Genomic DNA, 18,338 nt, shown 5'->3' on the forward strand with positions numbered 1-18,338 from the left:
AGGCAGGGCGTACGCCTACCTCGTACGGCCCGCGCCCCGCGCGCGCCTCGGCGTGCGCGCCCCCAGGATGGGAGCATGGCGAACCCCTCCCGGCTGCGCGCCGCCGCCCTGACCACCACGGCCGTGCTGCTGTCCGCCCTGCTGGCAGGATGCGGCGACGGGACGAAGCACCACGGCGACCTCGCCGCGCAGAAGCTGGACTGGAAGGACTGCCCGGCGCCGTCCGAGGCGGAGGGCGGCGGCAGCGCTCCGTCCCCGCTGCCGAACGGCACCACCTGGCAGTGCGCCACCATGCAGGCGCCCCTCGACTGGAGCAGGCCGAAGGGCGACACCATCGGCATCGCCCTGATCCGCGCCCAGGCCACCGGCCCCGCGAGCAAACGGATCGGCTCGCTCGTGTTCAACTTCGGCGGCCCCGGCGGCAGCGGCGTCAGCACCCTGCCCGCGTTCGGCGCGGACTACGCCACTCTGGGCACCCGCTACGACCTGGTCAGCTTCGACCCGCGCGGGGTCGGCCGCAGCGCGCCGGTGAAGTGCGAGAGCGACGCCCAGCTGGACGAGTACTTCCAGCAGGACGCGACTCCCGACGACGACGCCGAACGCACCGCGCTCCTGGACCGCACCAAGCAGTTCAACGCGGCCTGTGAGAAGAACTCCCGAAAGATCCTGCCGCACGTGGCGACCACCGACGCGGCCCGCGACATGGACCTGCTGCGCCAGGTCCTCGGCGACGCCAAGCTGCACTACTTCGGCATCTCCTACGGCACCGAACTGGGCGGCGTGTACGCCCACCTGTTCCCCCAGCACGTCGGCCGGGCCGTGCTCGACGCCGTCGTGGACCCCACCCAGAACGCCGAGCAGAGCGCGCTCGGGCAGGCCAGGGGCTTCCAGCTGGCGCTCGACAACTTCGCCGAGGACTGCACCTCCAAGACCACGGAATGCCCGATCGGCGACACCGCGCAGGACGTGAAGAACCGCATCGCCAAGCTTCTGAACGACCTGGAGAAGAAGCCGATCTCCGGCATCACACCACGTCAGCTGACCCAGACGGTCGCGACGAACGGCATCGCGCAGGCCCTGTACTCCAAGGACTTCTGGGAGTACCTCACCGAGGGCCTGGAGCAGGCCTACGACGGCGACGGCAAGATCCTGATGCTGCTGTCCGACTCGCTGAACGGCCGCAGCGAGAACGGCGAGTACAGCAACATCACCGCGGCGAACATCGCCATCAACTGCGCCGACCAGAAACCCCGGTACACCGCCGACTACGTCCAGCGGCAGGTGCCCGAGTTCCGTGCCGCGTCCCCGCTGTTCGGGGACTACCTGGCCTGGGGCATGCTCAGCTGCACCGACTGGGCCGTGCCGGGCGCCGCCGACCATCCCGACGTCAGCGCGCCCGGCTCGGCCCCCATCCTCGTCGTCGGCAACACCGGCGACCCGGCCACGCCGTACGAGGGCGCGAAGAAGATGGTGGACGCGCTCGGCAAGGGCGTCGCCGTAGAGCTGACGTACAAGGGCCAGGGGCACGGCGCGTACGACAGCAAGAACAAGTGCGTGCAGAGCGCGGTGAACGACTACCTGCTCGACGGCAGGGAACCGAAGGCCGGCACGGTCTGCTCCTGACACCCGACGACGAGGCGGCGAAGGCGGTCAGAATCTTGTCCTTGCCGCTGCCGCGACACCCCCGCGTTTGGTTATCTGATCCATACAGCGCAAACCGGAGCGCGGCAGCACCCGATCTGCCACATAGTTGGATCATGAAATCCATCCGGCAGCTGCTCGACACGAAACGAGAACTGCGCGCAGTGACTTGGGCCCGAGTCATCGATCTCACCGGGCGACTGAATCTGAAATTAGAAGAAAACAAGGAAAATCTTCTACTCCGGACAGCGATGGAGCAAATTACTCGATGCCGAGATGCCCTCGCCTTTAGCATCAGATCTTCATCGGTGGCCGTCGCCCAGATTCATTTCGATGCAGCGTTCATTCTCTATTTGCGCGCAGCAAGCCTTGCTGAAACCGCCCCCATGATGCCTGCCATCCTTGGCACCGTGAGAGAAAATCTACCCTCTAACGATCTACGCAGAAAAGCAGTGGAGAGTATCGCCGAGGGGATTTCCGCAAAGAAGTCTACGCTTACCGAATCTGACCGCGAGACGGTACTGGATACCCTAGCGGCGGCCAATCAGGCGCGGACCACTAAGACCATAAGGATCCGCGATTTCGTGCGCATCGTGTCGATTGTCAGCCTTTTGCTGACGGCTGTCGCTGTCGGCGTGGCGGCCCTAGGTGCGTACCGCCCCACTGCCGTCCCGCTATGTTTCGTACCTCAGACTCCAGCGGGCGGCTATTTTACTGTTTGCCCGTTGGGAGTGGCCTCTGGAGGTGATCCCGCATTCCCTAATACCCGGGCCACCGACCCAGCCGACTACTTAGTGGTGCAAATCATCGGACTGGTTTCCGCAGGCCTCGCTGCTGCTACAGCGCTGCACCAAATGAGAGGAAGCACGACCCCCTATAATGTCTCGCTAGCTCTTGCGGCCCTGAAGCTGCCCACCGGGGCGCTTACCGCTCCACTTGGCCTCCTATTTATCCACGGCGGCTTCATTCCTGGCCTGTCGGCGCTAGACTCGTCCGCGCAAGTCATCGCATGGGCTATCGTATTCGGTTACTCGCAACAAATCCTGACGAGGTTGGTCGACAATCAGGCCAAATCGATTCTTGGCGATCCCCCCGATGGCCCGAAAGTAACAACAAAACATGCGAATCCCGCATAAGAACGTTGCACTGTGCGGGACAAGGCGGGCGAGCTCTTCCTTCTCCTCGGTGACGGGCAGGCCGTCCCGCTCGCCGCCGTCGGCCTCGGCCTGCCGGATGGGGTTCCTCTCGTGAGGCCCATGGCGCCTACGGGCCATCACCAGTCAGCGCCCTTAATATGCGAAGGGATGGAAGAAAACGCACCAAGTAACCCAAATCGCACCCAGGGCGGCACGAAGATCTGGGTGGTGGCGGCCGGTATCAGCTTTGCTCTGGCGGCATCCCTCACTCTGGCCAACGCTTTGGGCGCAAAGCCCGGCCGGGCAGCCACCCTCATCGGTGTGCTGGTCGGCCTGACCGGTTTTCTGGGGTCCGTCACCGAGCTTCTGCGGGACAGACTGGCCGAGGTGCCTCGGTGGCAGCGTGCCACGTACGCAGTCGTGATCGGTTGTGTCTTTGCCGGCGGGGTCGTGGTGCTCCTGCGCTTCCAGGCACCACCGCCCCCGCTGCACCGGCTGACCGGTCCTCAGGACGTGGCCGTGGTCGGCTTCAAGGACCGTGGCTCCGGGCAAGACCAGCAGCTCTTGAACGATGTCTCCTCGACCTTTGCCCAGGTCCTGAGCAAGGCCCTTCCCAAGGGCACAGTCGTACACGACTACGCAACGGAGTACGAGCTTCCGCTGACCGAACTGCTCCACGGCGATCACCGCCGCCTCGACAGCCGCACCCGGAAGTTTGTCGGCCAGTCCAACGCCGCCATCCTCGTCGGCGGCATCGTCACCCCCGGTTCCGGCGGGCAGATCAACGTGCGCCCCGCGGTGTATGTCCGCGCCGACCAGGTGCCCGACGCCCCCGAACTCGCCGGCTGGTACACCAGCGCACCGGTCCCCGCGGACCAGAGCCTCGGCCTTGCCCACAGCCGGGGCGCCCTGGTGGCCGAGCTGGTCCGGCAAGCCAGCGGTCTTGCCCAGTTCACCTCCGCCCTAGACGCCTGGCACTCAGGCCGTACCACCGAAGCCGTAGCCGGCTTCACACGGCTGCTGCCCGGCAAAGGGACGTCGGACCTCGACCCCGGCTCCGGATTCGTCACCTCGGACCTTGTCCACCTGTTCCGGGGCCACGCCCTGGAACAGACCACTGTCAATGGGCAGGCGGCCTCGCGTTCCGTGCTGGAGGCCGCCGGCGCCGACTACCGGGCCATCCCGGCGGACTCTCCCATCCGGCTCCGGGCACAGCTCAGCCTGGCCAGCAACATTTATCTGCGTGCGGAGACAGCGACGGACTGCGTTCCCGGAGCCCTGCGTGACTCGGACATCGCCGGCGTCACCTCCACCCTCCGGCGGCTGATGTCCGACGCGAACTTCACCACGCTGGGCCGCCTCAAAGCCGCGGTCAACCTGGCCCAGGTGGAGTATTGCCGGATCAATGCGGGCCTCACCAGCGACGACGGCACCATCGATGCCGTTGTGCGACGGGTCCGCGCCGCAGGGCCCGGCGTAGGCGTTCGCGAACTGAAGGCGCTGGCCGCCTCCATCGTCGCCGTGCGCGAGGCGGACCGAGGGCACCTGGAGGCCGCGATCTCCGGCATCCGGCAGGCACTCGCGCTGGAGAGCCATTTCGCCCGGCGCGCCCAGTGGCTGGAATGGCTGGCCGACTGGGCCTTCGCTCGGTGCGACCTGGTCACCGGAGACCAGGCCGCGCGGGATTCTCTCGACCAGATGCGTAACGCCTTCCGCACCGGTGCCGCGAGCCGACAGGACTACGAGGCGGACCGCAAGCGCCTCGACCAGCAAAGGAACCACGCCCGCGCGCAGTGCGGGTCTGGGAGCCCACGGTGAGCACATGAAAGGAAACCCTGATGAAGCGTCGACAACTGGCCGGGTGGCTGGTGCTGCTGTCCATCGCCGCCGCTGGATGTGGCTCAGCAGCCCAGGACGCCACACGTCGAACGAACGCGACACCACGAAGCGCAGCGGAGAGCCGCCAAGCCGCAGACGCACGCAAACCCAAGCCGCACAAGGGCCCGAAACTGCAGGGGAAGTTCAGAAACCTCGCGGCAGGCGACGGCGACGCCCCCGAATGTAGGCGGGATCTATCCTCTCTGCCTGCGGGGTTCGCCACCTCGCCCGCCGTATGGATGAGCACGGTCCAGGGCCCCAGCAAGCTCGTGTTCAGTGGCGAGAACGCACTGTGTCTGCACGGCTTCACGGCCGAGCGAGCGGTCACCGTCACCGTCTCTGACGGCCGCCACGGCTACACAACCACCGCACAGCCCACCGCCGGCAAGCTCACCTTCGACCGGTACGAGCCTCCGGAGTCGCTTTTCAACGATGCGCGGCTGCGGGTGTACGACATCGGCAGCGACGTGATGCAAAGTGAAACCTGGGACTTCGTCCCGCAGTCCGCCGCCCGTGAAAGCCTGGCGGCAGCGGGCCACTTCACCATCAGCGCCACCCAGGGCAGCACCACCGCCTCGTACAAGCAGTCGGTTGCCGTACCGACGAACCCGGAACGGGCACGGCTGCGCGGTGAGAGCAAGCGCCGACTGGTCGTCGACGGTTTCAAGCAGGGAGACACGATTCCCGTCGGGCTCTACCGCCTGGCTGCCGGGGCGAGCGGCCAGGCGACCCTCGTCCGACAGCTCGGCAACGTCGTGATGCCCCGCTCGCGCACCGCCGTCTTCGCCGTCCCGCAATCGGCGGCGGGCAGTACGTACTGCGTCACGGTACCCCTGGCTGCGCAGTACAACTGTCCGTCCTTCTGATCCGCTGGTCGGGGTGTAGGCGATCTCGACGTTGTTCGCCGCTGCCGACGTCGCGACCCGCCAGCCGGATCGCTGGGCCGCCCTGGGGCCATGCGAGGTCAGCCAACGCTACCCAACAACGGCAGAAGCCCACGGCATCCGAACTGGTCAGAGCCGTGGGCTTCGTCAGCCTCGCCGGTGGGCGAGGCCTCTGGTCAGTAGATCGGCTTCTGGGGTTCGATCTGGTTGACCCAGCCGATGACGCCGCCGCCGACGTGGACCGCGTCGGCGAAGCCCGCGGACTTCAGGACGGCCAGGACTTCCGCACTGCGGACACCCGTCTTGCAATGCAGGACGATCTTCTTGTCCTGCGGGAGGCCCTCCAGGGCGGTGCCCATGAGGAACTCGTTCTTCGGGATCAGCTTGGCGCCCGGGATGGAGACGATCTCGTACTCGTTCGGCTCGCGGACGTCGATGATCTCGATGTTCTCGCCGTCGTCGATCCACTCCTTGAGCTGCTTGGGAGTGATCGTCGAGCCGGCGGCGGCCTCCTGGGCCTCCTCGGAGACGACGCCGCAGAAGGCCTCGTAGTCGATGAGCTCGGTGACGGTCGGGTTCTCGCCGCACACCGCGCAGTTGGGGTCCTTGCGGACCTTGACCTGGCGGTACTGCATCTCCAGGGCGTCGTAGATCATCAGGCGGCCGACCAGCGGTTCGCCGATGCCCGCGAGGAGCTTGATCGCCTCGTTGACCTGGATGGAGCCGATGGACGCGCACAGCACGCCCAGGACGCCGCCCTCGGCGCAGGAGGGGACCATGCCGGGGGGCGGGGGCTCCGGGTAGAGGCAGCGGTAGCAGGGGCCGTGCTCGGACCAGAAGACGGAGGCCTGGCCGTCGAAGCGGTAGATCGAGCCCCACACGTACGGCTTGTTCAGCAGCACGCACGCGTCGTTGACCAGGTACCGGGTGGCGAAGTTGTCGGTGCCGTCGACGATCAGGTCGTACTGGCTGAAGATGTCCATCACGTTGTCGGCCTCAAGCCGCTCCTCGTGAAGGACCACGTTGACGTACGGGTTGATGCCCTTGACGCTGTCACGGGCGGACTCGGCCTTGGAGCGGCCGATGTCGGACTGGCTGTGGATGATCTGGCGCTGCAGGTTCGACTCGTCGACCTCGTCGAACTCCACGATGCCCAGGGTGCCCACGCCCGCGGCGGCCAGGTACATCAGCGCCGGCGAGCCCAGGCCGCCGGCGCCCACACAGAGCACCTTGGCGTTCTTCAGCCGCTTCTGCCCGTCCATGCCCACGTCGGGGATGATCAGGTGGCGGGAGTACCTGCGGACCTCGTCTACGGTGAGCTCAGGAGCTGGCTCGACCAGGGGTGGCAGCGACACGGGGACTCCGTTGGTCGGTCAAACAGTACGGTTGTTCTCCCCGTAACACTGCCACGGCCTTTTTCATTCCGAGACACCTGTTCCGATACGCGAGACGATGTCGTCCCAGTAGCCGGGCATCGTCTCCCAGGGGTCGGTGCGGCCACCGCGGTCGGTGCGGTCGGTGAAGTAGATCGTCGCCGCTCCCTGCCAGCGGGCGAGGCGCAGCGCCTCGTCCAGGTGGCCGCGGGGCACGCCGTGCACGAAGTGGCAGAAGCGGTCCGGCGGGTAGTCGGCGGTCCACTCGGCCACCTGCGACCAGCGGTAGTCGGACCAGGAGCCCGAGAAGGTCACCAGCTGGTCGGCGTTCTCGGCATAGCCGGGGTGCGGGTGGGTGCCGTGGCCCAGGACGATGTGGGCGGTGTCGCTGATCGCCCGGAGGGTGGTGACCGCACGGCGGACCTCGGGGAGCGCGCCGCGGTCCGTGGGACAGCGGTCCAGCAGGAAGCCGTCGACGCGGTACCAGTCGAGGTGGCGGTGGGCGTCGCAGAGCAGGTCGGCGAAGGCCCGGGCGCCATGGGTGAGGTCCAGGTGGCCGAGGACCCGCACGCCCGCCCCGCGCAGCCGCCCCGCCGCTTCCAGGCAGTGCGGGTCGGGGCGGGTGCCCGGCCCGGCGGCCACGTTGAGGACCACCCAGTCCAGCGGGGTGCCGGAGCGGGCCAGTTCCGCCCACTGGGCCGGGGCCACGAGCGGGTGGGCGTAGCCGGGGATACCGAGGGCGGTGCGCAGGCCGGTGCTGGTGGCGCCCGCTGAGGTGCTGGTCAGATGCGGCATGCGGCCTCCATCCAGATGTCGGCCAGGGATTCCTCCAGGCCGATGCGGGGCCGCCAGCCGAGCCGGTCGCGTGCGGTGCGCACGTCGGCCTGCTGCCAGCCGCCGCAGCCGTCGGGGTACGGGTACGCGACCGGGCCCGCGTGGTCGGAGTCGGGCCGGGGGTGGCCGATGGTGCTGCGCAGCGGTCCGGGCGGGGCGTCCAATTCGTGCAGGGCGCCGCCGTAACCGGCCACGCGCGCGAGGACGGCGGCGGCGTCGCGGAGGCGGACGGCGCGGCCGGAGCCGATGTTGATGACGCCCTGCGCGGCGGAGAGCGAGGCGGCGTGCACGGCGCGGGCGACGTCGCGTACGTCGATGAAGTCGCGCTGGGCCCCGAGGCCGCCGAGTTTGAGTTCACCGTCGCCGGACTGCATGGCGCGCCGCATGGCCTCGGCGAGCCGGCCCAGTGGGGAGCCGGCCGGGGTGCCGGGGCCGGCCGGCGAGAAGACCCGGAGCACGACGGCGTCCAGGCCGGAGCCGAGGACCAGTTCGGTCGCGGCGAGCTTGCTGACGCCGTACGGGCCGCCGGGGCGCGGTACGGCGTCCTCGGCGGTGGAGGAGCCGGGCTGGCTCGGCCCGTACTCGGCGCTGCACCCGATCTGCACCAGCCGGGCGCCGCAACCGCTGCGGCGCAGGGCCTCGCAGACGGTGGCGACGGCGACGGTGTTGTGCCGGGTGAGTTCGCGGGCGCCGCCGCGGATGGCGCCGGCGCAGTTGATGACGACCCCGGGGTGGACCGCGTCGAGGAAGCGGGTGAGCGCGCCCGGGCTGCCGGTGGCCAGGTCGAAACGGACGTCGGCGTCGTCGCCGCGGCCGAGCGCGGTGAGCTGGACGGCCGGGTCGGCGAGCAGACGGTCGGCGACGAACCGCCCGATGTATCCGTTGGCTCCGATCAGCAGGACCCTCATCGGACGGCTCCCGGGGTGTGAGCGCGGACGGCACCGTCGGGACCGGAGTGACCGGCGGACCCGTCGTGGTGGAAGGGGCTGGCGGGGTCACCGTGACCGGCGGGACGGAAGGGACTGGCGGGGTCGCCATGACCGGCGGGACGGTGAGCAGTGGGACGCTGTCCGGCGGGACTTTGACCCCCGGGACTGCGACCGGCGGGACGGGGACCAGCGGGACCTTGCCCCCCGGGACTGCGACCGGCGGGGCGGTGGCCGGTGTGGCTGTGACCGGTCCGGCGGGGATCGGCGGGACTCGTGTGACCGAAGGAGCGGCTGGAACAGCAGTGTGTGACGGGGCCGCTCGCTCTGGGGGCGACTGCGGACCCCGTGGTTCCCCAGGCCCCGGCCCCGGCGGATCCGGTCACTGCCCGGCCTCCGGCTCCGAAGGTCCCAAAGGCTCCGGCGCCCACGGCTCCGAAGGTCCCAGCGGCTCCGGCGCCCGCGGCTCCGAAGATCCCGGCGGCTCCGGCGCCCGCGGCTCCGAAGATCCCGGCGGCTCCGGCGCCCGCGGCTCCGAAGATCCCAGCGGCTCCGGCGCCCGCGGCTCCGAAGATCCCAGCGGCTCCGGCGCCCGCGGCTCCGGCGGTCCCGGCGGCTCCTGCGCGCGCGGCTCCGGCGGACGCGCCGGTGGTTCCGGGGGCTCCGGACGCTCCGGGTCGGGAGGTGGTCATCTGGCGTTCTCCTTCAACAGGGGTGGTGCGGTCGCCTCCGGCGGCGGTCCGGGCCGCGGCGGAAGGTTCACTCGGGGGCTCCCGTGGGCGCGTGCGCCGAGGCCTGGGTCAGCGTGCGGACGGCGTGGAGCAGCAGGGCCAGCGCAGCGGTGCCGCAGGCGAGGGCCGGGACGGCCGCCGCGCCCCAGGCGTGCACGAGGGTCCGGACGGGAGCGGCCGGCACGGCCCAGCCGGTCAGCCTCGCGACCGTCGGCAGGGCGAGGGCCACCGCCTCCGTGGCCGCCGCGGCGCCGAGCAGCACGGCCGGGGCGTGCCGGTGGTGGTGCACGGTGAGCAGACGGGCGAGCAGGAGCAGGGCCCCCAGGGCAAGGGTCTGCGGGGAGGCCACGGATTCGTGCAGGACCGTGCCGCACATCACGAGCAGTGCGGTGAGCGCGCCCACGAACAGGGCGAACGTGCCGAGCAACAGCGGTCTGCTGGCGGCCGTGAAGTCCTCCAGGCCTCGGCTGCCGGCGAGCCTGCGGCGGGCGCCCGCGGTGAGCAGGTGGGCGCACCAGGCGGCCGGGGCACAGGCCAGGGTGAGGGCGAGGGCGGGCGTGGTGGCCGTGGGCCAGGGGCCGTCCGGGGCGCCGGTCGGCAGGGCGTCGGGGCCACCGGTCACGACGGCGTGGAGCAGCCCGTCGCCGAGGAGGGCGTACCCGAGCAGCCAGAATGTGCACGCGCGCGTGGCGTTCGCGGTGTGCCAGGCGGGTGGGCCGGACGGGCCGGCGAGGGGGCCGCGGCGCAGTGCGGCACGCGTGGCGAGGGCGACGGCGAGGATGCCGGCGAGGGCGGTCAGCAGGCGGGGCTGGCCGTGGGCGAGGCGCAGTCCTGCCACGGTGGCCGTGCCGAGGGCGCCGGGCAGGAGGGTGAGCAGGACCCAGTCCGCGCGCACCCGGGGCGCGGGCAGCGGCTCCGTCGCGGGACCACGCTCACCGGTACGCGGCACGCGCGCGTAGAGCTCCTCGGCGAGCGAGAAGACGTCGCGGTGGCGGAACCGGGCGGCGGTCCGGTCGGTGACGCCGTGCGCCTCCAGACCGGCGGCGATCTCCAACGAGTCCACGGCCTGTTCGCAGAGCTCGCGGTGCCGGTGCAGCAGGGCCTTCACCGGGTCGGCGGCACCGCGCCGGGGTGCGGCGAGGCGTCGCCCGACCGGCTGGGGGCCGACCGCGTCCCCGTCATCGGCGGGCGCGATCCCCCACTCCCCCGAGCCCGCGTTCCAGGGCTCGGCACCTTTGGGCATCCCGGGCCGGTCGAGTCCGACCGACGTGCCCGCCTCGCTGGGCTCACCCACCGCACCGCTCCCGTCCACGTCCCGTACGCCCATCACGCCCCCTCCGCGGCCAGTGGTGTCGCGCGTACCGGTGGGGCCGTGGCCCAGCCGGGGACGGTCCGGGGCAGGACGCGGGCCGTGGGGCCGGTCCAGCGGCCGGGGACGTGCGACTCGGCGGGGGCGGCGAACGGCCGGGGCTCGCCGGCCTCGTCGAGGACGACCCGGTGGACCGGACAGTGCGAGACGATCCGCAGGTAGAGGCCGTGGAACGCCGCGATGTTCTGCTCGACGGTGAACAGTTCGAGCGCGCGGGCGCGCGCGGCGGCGCCGAGGCGCTCACGGCGCTCGGGGTCGCGCAGCAACGCCACGCACGCCTCGGCGAGCGCCCTCGGGTTGCGCGGGGGTACGACGAGTCCCGTGCCCCCGATGACCTCGACCACCGCGCCGACGTCGGTGGACACGGTGGCCCGGCCGCAGAACATGGCCTCGATGAGGCCGATGGGGAAGCCCTCGACCACGCTGGACAGCACGACGACGGCGCCGGCGGCGTAGGCGTCGGGCAGCGTGGGGGCCTCCGGGCCGCCGATCTCCTCGAAGGAGACGGGGTTGTCACCGACGGCGTGCGCGCCCTCCGCCTCGTCCGGGAAGAGCTGCGCGGCGAGCGCCCGGCAGTGGCCGAGGTAGGCCGCGCCCTCGGGCCCGGCGGGCGCGCCGACGATCCTGAGGCGCGCCTTGGGTTCCTCCTTGCGGACCTCGGCGAAGGCGTGCAGCAGCGAGATCAGGTCCTTGGCGGGTTCTACGCGCCCGACCCACACGAGCGTGTCCGGCTCGGCGCGGTCGGGGGCCTCGCCGACCTCGGTGAAGCGGGCGGCGTCCATCCCCGGGTAGACCGTGCGGATCCTGGCCCGGTCGGCGCCGCACCGTTCCTGCCAGCGGCGGGCGTGGGTGTTGCCGGGGGTGAGGATCTCGGCCCGCCGGTAGACCTCGGTGGCGAGCCGGCCGTGGAAGGCGCCGAGCAGCGCGCGTACGGCGGGGGTGGCGATGTCGGGGCCGAGGGTCAGGTAGTGCGAGCGCAGGGGCACGCCGTACTCGGTGACGAGCAGCGGTACGTCGGAGAAGTGCCGGGCGAGCAGCCCGGGGAGGGCGGCGGGGCCGCCGGCGGCGGCGTGACAGAGGTCGGCCGCGCCGAGGCTGTCGTCGCCGTACCAGTCGAGGGAGAGGGGGCGCAGGGCGCGTTCGAGGTGTGCGGTGACGGTGAGCAGATCGGGTACGCGCGCCTCGTGCGCCGTGCGCAGCGCGCCGGGGGCACGACAGGCGCGTTCGAGGGTGCGTACGGCGGCGTCCGAGCGCAGGGCGCCGACCAGTCCGCCCTGGTCGCGGGCGAGTTCGGCGAGTCCGTACAGCGCGTTGCCGAAACGGTCCGCCAGAGCGGTGGCCCCCTCCTCGGAGACGGCATCGGCCCTGGTCCCGGCGCATACCGAGGCGACCAGTTCGCCGTAGCACTCGATGAAGCGCCGGCGTGTGCGCCGCCCGTAGGCGACCCCGTCGTCCTCGGCCGTCCACAGCGGCGCCGTACGCACCCCGCCGACCTGTGGCGGGAGCGCGACCCAGCCGGAGTCCTCCTGGCGCCGGCTGCGGCTGAGCGCGTAGACGTCGAACTCGTGCCGCCCGAGCCCGCGCACGAGCCGCTCGCACCAGAGTCCGGCGTCACCGCCCACAAACGGGTAGCCACCCTCGGTAACCAGTCCGATGCGCACGTGTGCACCCCCGATCTCCTGTCCGGTGAGCCGCCCCGGTCCCGGCGGCTCGCAGCGGGACGAACGTAAGCGGACAAGGCGGTGGCGCGACGGACGGTTGTCCATCGCGCCACCAAAAGGGGTGAACGGGCGTAACTTTCGCGTGCGGGTCGCGTTCGGCCGCGCTAAGGATCCACCCGGCGATCAGCCGGGCGCGAAACGTTACGCCACGGCCGGTTCCCGGCGGGCCGCGCGCCGCTGGGCCGCCAGCTCGGGGTCGAGCGCCGGTACGGCGGCCAGGAGCCGGCGGGTGTAGGACTCGCGCGGGCTGTCGTACACCTCGTCCGCGGGCCCGCACTCGACGACCCGGCCCCGGCGCATCACCGCGACGTGGTCGCTCACCTGCCGGACGACGGCGAGGTCGTGCGCGATGAAGACGAGCGCGAGGCCGAGTTCCCGCTGGAGTTCGCCGAGGAGGGCGACCACCTGGGCCTGTGTGGTGACGTCGAGCGCGGAGACGGGCTCGTCGCAGACGATGACACGCGGTTCGGCGGCCAGCGCGCGGGCGATGCCGATGCGCTGGCGCTGGCCGCCACTGAACTCGTGCGGGTAGCGGTCGTGGTGCGCCGGTTCGAGCCCCACCCGCTCCAGCAGTTCCCTCACGCGCCCCCGGATGCGCTCCTCGTCCCGTTCGCCACACGCCCGGAGCGGGTCGGCGATGGACTCGCCCACGCTGCGGCGGGGGTTGAGGGAGGAGACGGGGTCCTGGAAGACCATCTGGACGGCCGGGTTCACCCCGGTGTGCGGGCGGCCCTCGTAGCGGAGGGCGCCGGCGGTCGGCTCCAGCAGTCCGACGAGCATGCGGCCGAGCGTGGTCTTGCCGCTGCCGCTCTCACCGACCACCCCGAGGGTCTCGCCGCGCCGGACGGTCACGGAGACGTCGTCCACGGCCGCGACCGCCCCCTTGCCGCGCCCGAACTCGCGCCGCACGCCCATGGCCTCCAGCACGACCTCGTCGGTGGCCGGAGAGCCGGTGCGACGGGCGTCCACGCGCGGGACGGCGTCGAGGAGCTCGCGGGTGTACGCCTCGGCGGGCGCCGCGAGGACCGTGCCGACCGGGCCGCGCTCGACGGCCCCGCCGTGCCGCATGACGAGGATGTCGTCCACGCTCTCGGCGGCGACGCCCACATCGTGGGTGACGAGCAGCAGGCCCATGCCGGTCTCCGCGCGCAGCGTGTGCAGCAGGTCGAGGATCTGGGCCTGGACGGTGACGTCGAGGGCGGTCGTCGGCTCGTCGGCGATCAGCAGGTCCGGCTCGCAGGCGAGGGCCATGGCGATGAGGGCGCGCTGGCGCATGCCGCCGCTGAACTCGTGCGGCCGGGAGCGGGAGCGGCGCTGTGCGTCCGGAATGCCCACCCGGTCCAGCACCTCCACCGCACGCGCACGTGCGTGGCGACGCGACACGCGCGCGTGCACGCGGTAGACCTCGGCGATCTGGTCGCCGATCGCGTAGTACGGGTCCAGCGAGGACAGCGGGTCCTGGAAGACCATGGCGGCCTTCGCCCCGCGCAGCCGCCGCAGCTCCTCGTCGGAGGCCGCCTGTACGTCCGTGCCCGCCACCCGCACCGCGCCGGTGACCCGCGCCCCGGTGCCCCGGTGCAGGCCCAGCAGGGCGCCCGCGACCGTGGACTTGCCGGAGCCGGACTCGCCGACGAGGGCCAGAGCGGCGCCCTTCGCCAGGCTGAAGGAGAGCGAGTCCACGGCACGCAGGGGGCCGAACTCGACGCTCAGGTCCGTCACTTCCACCAGGCTCATGCGAGCACCACCCGTCGGTCGGCCACCGCGTACAGCACGTCCGCGACGGCGTTGGCGAGGACCACGAAGAAGCCGATGACCAGGACCATGCCGACGACCACCGGCAGGTCGACGACCTTCACCGCGTGCACCAGCTCCTGGCCGACGCCGGGCAGACCGAAGAGGGTCTCGGTGAGGACGGCGCCACCGACGGCCGAGCCGAAGGTGACCGCGTTGAGCGCGATGACGGATGCCGTCGCGCCGCGCAGGGCGTGCCGGGCGATCACCGCGCGTTCGCTGACGCCATACGCGCGGAACGTGCGGATGTGGTCCTCGGCCAGCGTCTCCAGCATCGACGCCCGGGTCAGCCGGGCGAAGTTGGCGGACTCGACGAGGGCGAGGGAGAGCCAGGGCAGCAGCAGGTTCCAGGCCCACTGCTCGGGGTCGTCGGTGAAGTTCACGTACTGCGGGAAGGGCAGCAGCTGCAGCTCGCCGCAGACGACGATCATCAGGACCAGACCGATGACGAAGACCGGTGTGGCGACGCCCGCCAGCGTGATCGCGGTCAGCACGCGCTCGCTGAACCGGCCGCGCCGCCAGGCCGACAGCACACCGGTGCCGACGCCGAGCAGCAGCCAGATCACCATCGCGCCGAGCACCAGCGAGAAGCTCACCGGCAGCTTGGCCAGGATGATGTCGGTGACCTGCTGGTCGGTCTGGTACGACTGGCCGAGGCAGGGCGCGGCGCAGTGCTCGACGGACGTGCCGGTGGAGAAGTCCTGCCCGGCGAAGAGTCCCTGCAGGAAGTGCCCGTAGCGCACGTACAGCGGGTCGTCGAGGTGGAGTTGCTGGGCCACCTGGTGGACCTGGGCGGGGGAGCAGCGCGGGCCGCAGGTGATCTGGGCGACGTTGCCGGGGGTGACGTAGAAGACGACGTAGATGATCACCGAGAGTGCGAACAGGGTGACCACGGCGCCGATCACGCGGCGCAGGACGAAGCCGGTGAGGCCGTTCACGCCCGGTCCTCCTTTCCCGCTTCGGTCTTCGCGCCGCCCTGGCGCCGCGCGCGGGTCCCGGCCTGCGGTGCGGCCTGCTCCGCGCGGGCCTCGCGCTTGCTGCCGGTGCCGACGCGCAGGCGGGAGGCCGCACGCGGGTCGAGGGCGACACGGACGCCGTCGCCGAGGACGGTCAGCGCGAAGACGGTCACGAACAGGGCACCGGCGGGCAGCAGCAGGTACTGCGGGGCCGCCTGGTACCAGACGTCGGCGGAGGTCAGCATCTGTCCCCACGAGGGCGTCGGCGGCTTCACGCCGACGCCGAGGAAGGACAGGGCCGCCTCGGCGCTGATGTTCGTCGGGACCAGCAGCGCCGCGTAGGTGATGACCGGCGCGGCCAGCCCGGGCAGCAGTTCGCGCACGGCGGTCCGCCAGGTGCTCCAGCCGCTGAGCCGGGACGCGGCGACGTAGTCGAGGTTCTTGAGGGTGAGCGTCTGCGCGCGCACCATCTTCGCGGTCGTGCTCCAGCCGGAGACCAGGGCGATGACCAGCGCGACGAGGACCGGCCGTGGGAAGTCGCCCGGGACGACGGCGAGCAGCGCGAGGGCCATGATCATCAGCGGCATCGCGACGAAGATGTCGGTGATCCGGCTCAGGACCAGATCGACCCAGCGGTTGCCCAGCCCGGCCGCCACGCCCATGACGGTGCCGAGGATCACCTGCGCCACCGTCGCCGCCAGCGCCACCCCGAGCGACACCCGTGCCCCGTACACGAGCCGCGCGAACAGGTCCCGGCCGGTCTGGGGTTCCACGCCCAGCCAGTGGTCGGCGCTCATGCCGCCGAGGGAGCCGACCGGAACGCCGCCGCGGGCGGAGTCGATCAGTGACGGGTGGTACGTGGTGGGGTCCTGGCCCTCCAGCGCGGTGAGCAGCGGCGCGCCGAGCGCGATCAGGACGAGCAGCGCGACGACGGCCGCGGCGACCAGGGCGGCGCGCTGCGCGCGCAGCCGCCGCCAGAACTGACGGGCCCCCGAGGCCGCCGGGACGGACGATTCCGTCCCGGCGGCCTCGACGGTGACAAGTGCCTCGCTCACGGTGCTACTTCACCGCGACCTGGGAGATGTCGAGGACGCCGGTCCAGTCGCTGATGACGATGTTCCTGACGTCCTCGCCGTACAGCCGCTTGTAGACGGGGTGGAACAGCGGCACGACGAGGGCCTTCTCGCCGATCTTCTGGTCCAGTGCACCCCATCGCCGGGCGGCCGCGTCAAGGTCGGTCAACTTGTTGATCGCGTCAATCTCGTCATTGACCGACGTGTCGTTGAGCAGACCCGTGTTGAAGTTCGCGCCGTCCTTGACGATCTGCCGGCCGTCGAAGATCGGGGCGAGGAAGGGGCCGCCGGAGGGCCAGTCGGCACCCCAGTGCGCGAGGAAGAAACCGGGCTCGGTCTTCACGCTGTGGATCTTGTCCCGGTAGTCGTTGTCCTCCAGGCCCTGCAGCTTGACCGTGATGCCGGCCTTCTTGAGCGCGTCCTGGACGGCGGTCGCGATCTCCGGGCTGGTCTCGAAGTCCTTGGCGTTGGAGTGGGTGAGGGTGACCGTGAGCCCGTTCTTGTGGCCGGCCTGCGCCAGCAGCTCCCTGGCCTTGGCCGGGTTGCCGGAGGTGCCGGCCGGGAACGGGTCGTACGGCGTGTAGCCGAAGGACTTCTGGCTGGGCAGGAACGTGGTGGCGGGCTCGGCGAGCGCGCTGCCGCCGGCCGCGTTGACCACCGAGGACCGGTCGATGGCGTAGGCGATCGCCTGGCGCACCTTCGGGTCGTCGAACGGCTTCACGGTCGGGTTGAAGGCGATGTAGTCGGTGTAGCCGAAGTGGCCGGTGCCCACGCGCGCGGCCAGTGCCTTGTCGCCGCCGACCTTGGCGAGCTCGGCCGGACCGAGGTTGGTGTCCGTGGTGACCGCGGCCGCGTCCGCACCCTGGGACGCGGACAGCCGCTGGTTGATCACCGAGGAGTCGAGACCGGAGCGGACGTCGATCTCGTCCGGGTAGGCCTTGCGCTCCCCGTCGGTGGCCGCGGACCAGTTCGGGTTGCGCACCAGGACGACGTGCTCGCCGTCGTTCTCGTTCTTGACGACCTTGTAGGGGCCGGACGAGACCGGGTGCTCCTCGTACTTGGTGCCGTTGTCCTTGCTCTTGGGCACCGGGGCGAACTGCGTCTGTGTGGCGAGGAACGGGAACTCGCCCTCGGGCTTGTCCAGGTGGAAGACGATGGTCCGGGCGTTCGGCGTCTCGATCGCCGAGAGGCCCTTCTTGTCCTTGTACGGCCCCTGGTAGTCGGCCGCCCCGGCCAGCCAGTCACGCAGATAGGGTGCGCCGCCCGAGAGTTCCGGGGCGAAGGAGCGCTCGATGCCGTACTTGATGTCGGCCGAGGTGATCGGCGTGCCGTCCTCGTACTTCAGGCCCTTCTTCAGGGTGTACGTCCACACGGTCGCGTCCTTGTTGGGGCGTCCGGTGTCGGTGGCGAGGTCGGGGACGACCTTGGCGCCGGCCGCGCCGTTCTCGCGGTTGCGCGTGGTGAGGGTGCGGAAGACCAGCGAAGGGACGTTTCCGCCGCCGGAGGTGTACAGGCGGGCGGGGTCGAAGTCGGTCTGCGGCTGGGAGTTCAGCACCGTCAGGGTGCCGCCCTTGTGGGGCGCGGAGTCGCCACCGGAGCCCTTGGCATCGTTGTCCTTCGGACCGCAGGCGGCGGCGCCCGCTGCCACGACCAGGCTGACGGATGCCGCTGCCACGCGGCGCGCTGTGACGGACGTTTGACGCATCGGAATGACGACCTCTCGGAAAAGTGAGGGGGAATGAGGGGGTGCTCGGGGCTGTGATCGTGCGCTTCTCGAAGAGTGAGACGTGCGGACGAACAGTGAGACGACTGCGGACAGACGTCTGCCCCGGCGCCGGGTCGCCGAAGGAATCCGTGACACGGTCACGGAGGGGGAAAGGGGGAGGATCGCGACGCGAGCGCCAGGGCGGCGGCGTCAGCGACAGTCGATGTCGGCCACGCAGAGTGCGGTCACACCGATGAGCGCCAGCTCGATGGCGGCGCTCTCGTAGACGGCATGACTAGACCACATGCGCAGAAATATGA

General features: G+C 71.0%; 14 protein-coding genes. 4 read left to right on the forward strand and 10 right to left on the reverse strand.

Features of this window, described 5'->3' with window-relative positions; all coding sequences use genetic code 11:
- Window positions 1–75 precede the first annotated feature (75 nt).
- The 4 genes from IE244_RS05810 (at window position 76) to IE244_RS05825 (ending at window position 5,521) form a co-directional block, all read left to right on the forward strand.
- On the forward strand, window positions 76–1,623 hold the full coding sequence (locus tag IE244_RS05810; protein WP_191871555.1) for an alpha/beta hydrolase: 1,548 nt from the start codon (window positions 76–78) through the stop codon (window positions 1,621–1,623).
- A 134-nt stretch (window positions 1,624–1,757) separates the two neighbouring features.
- Complete coding sequence (locus IE244_RS05815) at window positions 1,758–2,777, forward strand: hypothetical protein (RefSeq protein ID WP_191871556.1); 1,020 nt, start codon at window positions 1,758–1,760, stop codon at window positions 2,775–2,777.
- A 168-nt stretch (window positions 2,778–2,945) separates the two neighbouring features.
- The gene (locus IE244_RS05820; protein WP_191871557.1) at window positions 2,946–4,595 is read left to right on the forward strand and encodes a hypothetical protein; all 1,650 of its coding nucleotides are present in this window, start codon (window positions 2,946–2,948) and stop codon (window positions 4,593–4,595) included.
- Between the two features lie 20 nt (window positions 4,596–4,615).
- Window positions 4,616–5,521: a hypothetical protein gene (locus IE244_RS05825; protein WP_191871558.1), complete on the forward strand. Its 906-nt coding sequence runs from the start codon at window positions 4,616–4,618 to the stop codon at window positions 5,519–5,521.
- Between the two features lie 194 nt (window positions 5,522–5,715).
- Here the strand turns inward: IE244_RS05825 and moeZ are convergent, their stop codons facing one another.
- The 10 genes from moeZ to IE244_RS43120 all read right to left on the reverse strand — a co-directional run bounded on the left by moeZ (window position 5,716) and on the right by IE244_RS43120 (window position 18,324).
- Entirely contained in the window at window positions 5,716–6,894 is a 1,179-nt protein-coding gene (gene moeZ, locus IE244_RS05830; protein WP_191871559.1) for an adenylyltransferase/sulfurtransferase MoeZ, read from the reverse strand.
- Between the two features lie 63 nt (window positions 6,895–6,957).
- Complete coding sequence (locus tag IE244_RS05835; protein ID WP_191871560.1) at window positions 6,958–7,707, reverse strand: spherulation-specific family 4 protein; 750 nt, start codon at window positions 7,705–7,707, stop codon at window positions 6,958–6,960.
- Window positions 7,695–8,654, reverse strand: a complete 960-nt coding sequence (locus IE244_RS05840) for an NAD-dependent epimerase/dehydratase family protein (RefSeq protein WP_191871561.1) — start codon at window positions 8,652–8,654, stop codon at window positions 7,695–7,697. Before IE244_RS05840 ends, IE244_RS05835 begins: the two co-directional genes overlap by 13 nt.
- Window positions 8,655–9,431: 777 nt before the next feature.
- Window positions 9,432–10,511: a hypothetical protein gene (locus IE244_RS05845; RefSeq protein WP_191872084.1), complete on the reverse strand. Its 1,080-nt coding sequence runs from the start codon at window positions 10,509–10,511 to the stop codon at window positions 9,432–9,434.
- A gap of 218 nt (window positions 10,512–10,729) precedes the next feature.
- Entirely contained in the window at window positions 10,730–12,394 is a 1,665-nt protein-coding gene (locus IE244_RS05850; RefSeq protein ID WP_229854005.1) for a glycosyltransferase, read from the reverse strand.
- A 240-nt stretch (window positions 12,395–12,634) separates the two neighbouring features.
- Window positions 12,635–14,227 carry a dipeptide ABC transporter ATP-binding protein gene (locus IE244_RS05855; RefSeq protein WP_191871563.1) on the reverse strand — a complete coding sequence of 531 codons (1,593 nt, stop codon included), beginning with the start codon at window positions 14,225–14,227 and terminating at the stop codon, window positions 12,635–12,637.
- Window positions 14,224–15,222: an ABC transporter permease gene (locus IE244_RS05860; RefSeq protein ID WP_191871564.1), complete on the reverse strand. Its 999-nt coding sequence runs from the start codon at window positions 15,220–15,222 to the stop codon at window positions 14,224–14,226. Before IE244_RS05860 ends, IE244_RS05855 begins: the two co-directional genes overlap by 4 nt.
- Window positions 15,219–16,295, reverse strand: a complete 1,077-nt coding sequence (locus IE244_RS05865; protein WP_191871565.1) for an ABC transporter permease — start codon at window positions 16,293–16,295, stop codon at window positions 15,219–15,221. Before IE244_RS05865 ends, IE244_RS05860 begins: the two co-directional genes overlap by 4 nt.
- Window positions 16,296–16,299: 4 nt before the next feature.
- The gene (locus IE244_RS05870; protein WP_191871566.1) at window positions 16,300–18,018 is read right to left on the reverse strand and encodes an ABC transporter substrate-binding protein; all 1,719 of its coding nucleotides are present in this window, start codon (window positions 18,016–18,018) and stop codon (window positions 16,300–16,302) included.
- Window positions 18,019–18,228: 210 nt separating this feature from the next.
- Window positions 18,229–18,324: an Ms4533A family Cys-rich leader peptide gene (locus IE244_RS43120; RefSeq protein ID WP_373305711.1), complete on the reverse strand. Its 96-nt coding sequence runs from the start codon at window positions 18,322–18,324 to the stop codon at window positions 18,229–18,231.
- Between the last annotated feature and the right edge of the window lie 14 nt (window positions 18,325–18,338).

Origin of the sequence: Streptomyces filipinensis, assembly GCF_014649495.1 — a bacterium.
In the GTDB taxonomy this organism is placed as follows: domain Bacteria; phylum Actinomycetota; class Actinomycetes; order Streptomycetales; family Streptomycetaceae; genus Streptomyces; species Streptomyces filipinensis.